Origin of the sequence: Enterobacter cloacae complex sp. IR5384 (genome assembly GCF_049237265.1) — a bacterium.
Lineage (GTDB): Bacteria > Pseudomonadota > Gammaproteobacteria > Enterobacterales > Enterobacteriaceae > Enterobacter > Enterobacter cloacae.
The window spans coordinates 1-6,350 of record NZ_JBMKHJ010000071.1 but is presented as its reverse complement, the minus strand read 5'-3'; the positions used below and the strand labels follow the sequence as shown (position 1 = coordinate 6,350).

Here is a 6,350-nt window from a genome sequence, read left to right as displayed (position 1 = left end):
TATGGTGATCCCCTGGGCGAAATGCGCCTGGTAAGCAGAGTTTTTGAAATGTAAGGCCTTTGAATAAGACAAAAGGCTGCCTCATCGCTAACTTTGCAACAGTGCCGCGCGACGAGCAGCAGCACCAGGAGCAGAAGCACGTCGAGAAAAAGCAACAGCAGATCGAGCAGCGCCCACGGCGGGCCGCTCGCATCGGATAAGTCGAAAAATCCGGCTAAAGTGGCCGAGCTGCACATCAGGCCGCGCGGTTTTCCTCCCTGATCGCCGGCGCGGTTTCTTCCTCCCTGAACCGCATGCAGACTTGCCGCCTCGGACACCCCGAGGCGGTTTTTTTTCGCCTCGCTCGAGCATCGCCGCATCCGACGATGCCGAGACGACCAGGCCGCGCACGTCGAGCTGCAGCATCGCCATTGCCGACGATGGCACCAGGTCGCCGGCGGTGGCCACCGACCTCGAGCTCGCATCGCCACATCCGACGATGCGCGCCGGCGTCGACCATCGCCAGGTCTGACGATGGCGGCCGCCCTGCCCTGGATCTCGCATCGCCATTTCTGGCGATGAGATCCACGGAGCGGCCATTTAGACCCGCCAATAACGACCCGGCCAAGATAAATCGCATGACGGCCTTTTTGGCCGGGGGTAGCATGACCGGACACTTTGCGTATGCCCAAAGGAGCCCGCAAGTATGCGCAGGACGAAGCCAGTAGCCGCGCCGATGGTGGCGCGGGTCTATCTGCGCGTCAGCACCGACGCGCAGGACTTGGAACGCCAAGAGGCGATCACTACGGCCGCGAAGGCCGCCGGCTACTACGTCGCCGGCATCTACCGTGAGAAGGCATCCGGCGCACGCGCCGACCGGCCTGAGCTGCTGCGCATGATCGGCGACCTACAGCCCGGCGAGGTGGTCATTGCCGAGAAGATCGACCGCATCAGCCGCCTACCTTTGCCCGAGGCCGAGCGCCTGGTGGCCTCGATACAGGCCAAAGGCGCAAGCCTGGCCGTCCCTGGCGTGGTCGATCTATCCGACCTGGCGGCCGAGGCCCAGGGCGTCGCCAAGATCGTGCTGGAAGCCGTGCAGATCATGCTTTTTCGCCTGGCCTTGCAGATGGCCCGCGACGACTACGAGGACAGGCGCGAACGCCAGCGCCAAGGCATTGAGTTGGCCCGCCAGGCCGGGCGGTACAAGGGCCGCCGTGCTGATCCGAAGCGCCGCGCCCAAGTTGTCGCGCTGCGCAAGTCCGGCTACAGCATCAACAAGACCGCCGAGCTGGCCGGGTACAGTGCGGCCCAGGTGAAACGGATATGGGCCGAGGTCAGCCAGGCCGAAGCGAAGCAGCACGGCGCGTTCGTGGAGGACGCATTGACGGAAGCCGATGCCCTGGCCGCTGTCGGCCAGGATGAGCGCCAGGAGGAAAGGGCATGAAGAAGCCGAACCAAGACGACGAGCCGTTTTTCATCACCGAGGAGATTGCGGCCGAAATGATCGCCGGCGGCTATGAGTTCGAGCTGCCGCCCATTCCTTGCACCATCCGCCTACGCGACGTGCTGGAGCGCATGACCGATGCTGAGCTAGCATTGCAGCCGGGCGAGATCGCCGACCAGGAGCGTGAACGCTGCCGGCGCAAGCCGTGTTCAACCTCATGATCTGGTCATGGTATTTTTCATGGCACTGAGCCTGATAGTTCTTGCAAATTGTTGTCACTAAAGGGTTTTGTGTGCTTGTTTACAATCGAGTGGGAGTGACGGGCACTGGCTGGCAATGTCTAGCAACGGCAGGCATTTCGGCTGAGGGTAAAAGAACTTTCCGCTAAGCGATAGACTGTATGTAAACACAGTATTGCAAGGACGCGGAACATGCCTCATGTGGCGGCCAGGACGGCCAGCCGGGATCGGGATACTGGTCGTTACCAGAGCCACCGACCCGAGCAAACCCTTCTCTATCAGATCGTTGACGAGTATTACCCGGCATTCGCTGCGCTTATGGCAGAGCAGGGAAAGGAATTGCCGGGCTATGTGCAACGGGAATTTGAAGAATTTCTCCAATGCGGGCGGCTGGAGCATGGCTTTCTACGGGTTCGCTGCGAGTCTTGCCACGCCGAGCACCTGGTCGCTTTCAGCTGTAAGCGTCGCGGTTTCTGCCCGAGCTGTGGGGCGCGGCGGATGGCCGAAAGTGCCGCCTTGCTGGTTGATGAAGTACTGCCTGAACAACCCATGCGTCAGTGGGTGTTGAGCTTCCCGTTTCAGCTGCGTTTCCTGTTTGCCAGCCGGCCCGAGATCATGGGGTGGGTGCTGGGCATCGTTTACCGCGTCATTGCCACGCACCTGGTCAAGAAAGCGGGCCATACCCACCAAGTGGCCAAGACGGGCGCGGTCACCCTGATCCAGCGTTTTGGATCGGCGCTCAATCTGAATGTTCACTTCCACATGCTGTTTCTCGACGGTGTGTATGTCGAGCAATCCCACGGCTCAGCGCGTTTCCGCTGGGTCAAGGCGCCGACCAGCCCAGAGCTCACCCAGCTGACGCACACCATCGCCCACCGGGTGGGTCGCTATCTGGAACGGCAAGGCCTGCTGGAACGGGATGTCGAAAACAGCTATCTGGCCTCGGATGCGGTGGATGACGACCCGATGACACCCCTGCTGGGGCACTCGATCACTTACCGTATCGCTGTCGGTTCACAGGCGGGGCGAAAGGTGTTCACTTTGCAAACTCTGCCGACCAGTGGTGATCCGTTCGGTGACGGGATTGGCAAGGTAGCCGGGTCCAGCCTGCACGCCGGCGTGGCGGCCAGGGCCGATGAACGCAAGAAGCTCGAACGGCTGTGCCGGTACATCAGCCGCCCGGCGGTATCCGAGAAGCGGCTGTCGTTAACACGAGGCGGCAACGTGCGCTACCAGCTCAAGACGCCGTACCGGGACGGCACCACGCACGTCATTTTCGAACCATTGGATTTCATTGCAAGGCTGGCCGCCCTGGTACCGAAGCCCAGAGTCAACCTAACCCGCTTCCACGGGGTGTTCGCACCCAACAGTCGGCACCGGGCGTTGGTCACGCCGGCAAAACGGGGCAGGGGCAACAAGGTCAGGGTGGCTGATGAACCGGCAACACCAGCACAACGGCGAGCGTCGATGACATGGGCGCAACGGCTCAAGCGTGTTTTCAATATCGACATCGAGACCTGCAGCGGCTGCGGCGGCGCCATGAAAGTCATCGCCTGCATTGAAGACCCTATAGTGATCAAGCAGATCCTTGATCACCTGAAGCACAAAGCCGAAACCAGCGGGACCAGGGCGTTACCCGAAAGCCGGGCGCCACCGGCTGAGCTGCTCCTGGGTCTGTTTGACTGACGAGCCTGAAGGCCAACGATACCAATCAAAATGCTGCGTTCACAGCGCCGCGGCAGGGATCCGCCGTGCTGGTTGTCGGAAAAGGAGCCGCTAGTGGGAAAGAGGAGGGTAAATTTTCAGCGTTGCTGGCTCCCCGTCAGCCGGATTGGGTTGCATCGCAGGGGTGTCGAAAGAGTCAACTGCGGTCCAAAGCTGTTGGACTTGGGTGAAAAGGGCGTTTATTCTTCCTATACGTTGTCGGCAGCGGGCCAAAAAGGAATACGTCCATGCCCATCGAGGTGAAACCGGCTGTGAGCGCGGGTTCAAGCATATAGCCCGACAGGCGCGTATCCTTGCCGATCACGACACGATGGCGGTGGTCACCGCGACGAAAGACACGGCCAGCCGCCATGCCGACGCGCAAGGCGGTTTCCGCCGTCATCGCGCCTTCGTTGGCTTTGCCACGAATACCGTCTGTGCCGAAATATTTGCGCACCATAAGGTCGATTATCCTGTCGTCGGGTCGCCCTCAAAGGGGACATGCCTGCTGAACCGCGAATATAGAGAAATATCCCGAATGTGCAGTTAACGAATTCTTGCGGTTTCTTTCAGCGCCGCCAATACCGCCAGCCCGTCGCGCAAGGGGCGCGGCTCGTGTGTGCGGATGAAGTCAGCTCCACCTGCGGCGGCGGCAAGCTCTGCAGCGAGTGTCGCGGCCCCGACATCCCCCGGACCACGGCCTGTGAGCGCGCGCAGAAAGGATTTGCGCGAAACAGACAGAAGCACCGGCAAATCGAAGCGCAGCCGCAATTCATCGAACCGCGCCAGCACCGAGAGCGAGGTTTCGGGAGCAGCCCCCAGAAAAAACCCCATGCCGGGATCAAGGACAAGGCGGTTGCGTTTGATACCGGCACCCGTCAGCGCCGCGATGCGCGCGTCAAAGAACGCCGCAATGTGATCCATGATGTCGCCAGCGGGTGCCTCGCGCCGATCTGCCTGCCCGTCTTGCACCGAATGCATAACGACGAGTTTGGCAGATGATTTCGCCAATTGCGGATAGAACGCAGCGTCTGGAAAACCGCGAATATCATTGAGATAGGCCACACCACGCGACAAGGCATAGGCTTGCGTCGCGGGTTGATAACTGTCGAGCGAGACGGGAATGCCATCTGCCTTGAGCGCGTCCAGCACCGGCGCGATACGCGCGATTTCTGTGTCGGACGAAACAGGCGCGGCGTCGGGATTGCTGGATGCCGGACCGAGGTCGATCACATCTGCCCCCTCGGCCATCAGCTTACGCGCCTGCGCAATGGCTGCGTCTGGCGCCAGATACCGGCCTCCATCGGAGAAACTGTCCGAGGTTATGTTGACGATGCCGAAAATGATGAGCGATTTATTCATGGGGGCTTCTATAATAATAATAATCGAGCATGAGTCTCATACGGATGCTCGGGTCGAAAGGGAATCCCCAGGCGAGTAACCTGTTTGCGGTGATCCATTAGCTGCAGGAGCAGAATAGCATACATCTGGAAGCAAAGCCAGGAAAGCGGCCTATGGAGCTGTGCGGCAGCGCTCAGTAGGCAATTTTTCAAAATATTGTTAAGCCTTTTCTGAGCATGGTATTTTTCATGGTATTACCAATTAGCAGGAAAATAAGCCATTGAATATAAAAGATAAAAATGTCTTTTTTACAATAGAGTGGGTATCGGAGACGAAGAAGGACAAGGTACATGCTGACCGATACCAAGCTGCGCAATCTCAAGCCCAGGGACAAACTCTACAAAGTGAATGACCGGGAAGGTCTCTATGTGGGGGTCGCCTCAGAAAACGGAATCTATGGTCACTCCCGTTTTTGCAACACCGATTTTGACGACAAGTTGGCTTGCTTGAATCTATCCGGCGTCTGAATGGGATTTTATTCCCGCGCCTCGATGAGTTCCGCGCCTGATGAACCTCCAGAAAATATACGGCTTCAATGAGCCTTTCCGTTTTACAGGTTCCTCAACAGGCCGGTGGGCCGTTAGTATCATCAATATCAGTATTCGCAAAACCAGATGAATGATTGTTTAAACTGGTGTATTTCTGCCTTTATGCTTCGTAAGTTTGCTGTCGCGCCGTCAGTGCCCAGGCTATTCTGGCCAGCTTGTTTGCCAGAGCACAGGTGACGACAAAGTTGCTTTTCCGACACAACAACTCCCTGACCCAGTCGGCCAACTTGCCAGACTGGTGTTCCAGTTTTTGTATGAATACCCTGGCACACTGAACCAACAAAGTTCGGATCTTTTTGTTGCCCCGCTTGCTAATCCCTAACAATGTCGTCCGACCTCCCGTGCTGTACTGTCGGGGTACCAGCCCTGTTGCCGCCGCAAAGTCACGGCTGCTGGCGTACTGCTTCCCGTCGCCAATCTCAGTTGAAATAGTACTGGCAGTCAGCGTTCCAACGCAGGGAATACTCAGCAAGCGCTGTCCAACCTCATCTTCGTCCAACTTTCGTTTCAACTGAGATTCCAGATCTTTAATCTGCTCAACAAGATAGTGATAATGCTGTTGTAATTTCAGCAGTAACTGGCTGAGATAAAGAGGCAAACTACTGTCCTCAAGAAGGGTACTCAGTCGACTAATAACGGCAGCACCTCGCGGAACGCTGATACCAAATTCCAGCAGAAAAGCATGCATCTGATTAGTTGTTTTCACCTTATCCTGAACCAGGGATTCACGGACACGATGCAGAGCTCGCATTGCCTGCTGAGATTCGGTTCTGGGCTGCACGAAACGCATAGATGGACGTGATGCTGCTTCACAGATAGCTTCAGCATCAACGAAGTCATTTTTGTTGCTTTTAACGAATGGGCGGACAAATTGCGGTGATATCAGCTTTGGAAAATGCCCTAACTCTTCCAGCTTGCGTGCCATAAAGGGCACTGTTGCAAATAGTCGGTGGTGATAAACTTATCATCCCCTTTTGCTGATGGAGCTGCACATGAACCCATTCAAAGGCCGGCATTTTCAGCGTGACATCATTC

Annotated in this window: 7 protein-coding genes and 2 pseudogenes; 4 read left to right on the top strand and 5 right to left on the bottom strand. The window is 57.5% G+C overall.

The window, feature by feature from the left end; translation table 11 throughout:
• The coding region (locus ACOTX3_RS25630) for a hypothetical protein (protein ID WP_063695109.1) at positions 1-317 on the bottom strand (317 nt) is incomplete at its 3' end.
• A 368-nt stretch (positions 318-685) separates the two neighbouring features.
• Between ACOTX3_RS25630 and ACOTX3_RS25625 the strand changes: the two genes are divergently transcribed.
• From ACOTX3_RS25625 to ACOTX3_RS25615, 3 genes are all read left to right on the top strand, one after another.
• Positions 686-1,423 carry a recombinase family protein gene (locus ACOTX3_RS25625; protein ID WP_001446887.1) on the top strand — a complete coding sequence of 246 codons (738 nt, stop codon included), beginning with the start codon at positions 686-688 and terminating at the stop codon, positions 1,421-1,423.
• Positions 1,420-1,644 carry a hypothetical protein gene (locus tag ACOTX3_RS25620; RefSeq protein ID WP_000743213.1) on the top strand — a complete coding sequence of 75 codons (225 nt, stop codon included), beginning with the start codon at positions 1,420-1,422 and terminating at the stop codon, positions 1,642-1,644. Before ACOTX3_RS25625 ends, ACOTX3_RS25620 begins: the two co-directional genes overlap by 4 nt.
• 210 nt (positions 1,645-1,854) lie before the next feature.
• Positions 1,855-3,348: an IS91-like element ISCR2 family transposase gene (locus ACOTX3_RS25615; protein WP_001120888.1), complete on the top strand. Its 1,494-nt coding sequence runs from the start codon at positions 1,855-1,857 to the stop codon at positions 3,346-3,348.
• A 175-nt stretch (positions 3,349-3,523) separates the two neighbouring features.
• Here the strand turns inward: ACOTX3_RS25615 and ACOTX3_RS25610 are convergent, their stop codons facing one another.
• Both ACOTX3_RS25610 and sul2 read right to left on the bottom strand, forming a co-directional pair.
• Complete coding sequence (locus tag ACOTX3_RS25610) at positions 3,524-3,826, bottom strand: phosphoglucosamine mutase (protein WP_000251875.1); 303 nt, start codon at positions 3,824-3,826, stop codon at positions 3,524-3,526.
• 86 nt (positions 3,827-3,912) lie between these two features.
• The gene (gene sul2 / locus ACOTX3_RS25605) at positions 3,913-4,728 is read right to left on the bottom strand and encodes a sulfonamide-resistant dihydropteroate synthase Sul2 (RefSeq protein ID WP_001043260.1); all 816 of its coding nucleotides are present in this window, start codon (positions 4,726-4,728) and stop codon (positions 3,913-3,915) included.
• A gap of 329 nt (positions 4,729-5,057) precedes the next feature.
• Here sul2 and ACOTX3_RS25600 point away from each other — a divergent pair.
• A pseudogene (locus ACOTX3_RS25600) lies at positions 5,058-5,162 on the top strand (Arm DNA-binding domain-containing protein); the annotation flags it as partial.
• A gap of 253 nt (positions 5,163-5,415) precedes the next feature.
• On the opposite strand, the pseudogene ACOTX3_RS25595 reads toward ACOTX3_RS25600, so the two are convergent.
• A pseudogene (locus ACOTX3_RS25595) lies at positions 5,416-6,243 on the bottom strand (IS110-like element IS5075 family transposase); the annotation flags it as partial.
• A partial coding sequence (locus ACOTX3_RS25590) for a hypothetical protein (protein ID WP_343460588.1) occupies positions 6,167-6,350 on the bottom strand: 184 nt, incomplete at its 5' end. The pseudogene ACOTX3_RS25595 and the gene ACOTX3_RS25590, both read right to left, overlap by 77 nt.

Excerpts from the sequence above, each read along its gene's own strand:
- ACOTX3_RS25615 (WP_001120888.1), top strand. The coding sequence starts at position 1,855 with ATGCCTCATGTGGCGGCCAGGACGGCCAGCCGGGATCGGGATACTGGT.
- ACOTX3_RS25610 (WP_000251875.1), bottom strand. The coding sequence starts at position 3,826 with ATGGTGCGCAAATATTTCGGCACAGACGGTATTCGTGGCAAAGCCAAC.
- ACOTX3_RS25620 (WP_000743213.1), top strand. The coding sequence starts at position 1,420 with ATGAAGAAGCCGAACCAAGACGACGAGCCGTTTTTCATCACCGAGGAG.
- sul2 (WP_001043260.1), bottom strand. The coding sequence starts at position 4,728 with ATGAATAAATCGCTCATCATTTTCGGCATCGTCAACATAACCTCGGAC.
- ACOTX3_RS25625 (WP_001446887.1), top strand. The coding sequence starts at position 686 with ATGCGCAGGACGAAGCCAGTAGCCGCGCCGATGGTGGCGCGGGTCTAT.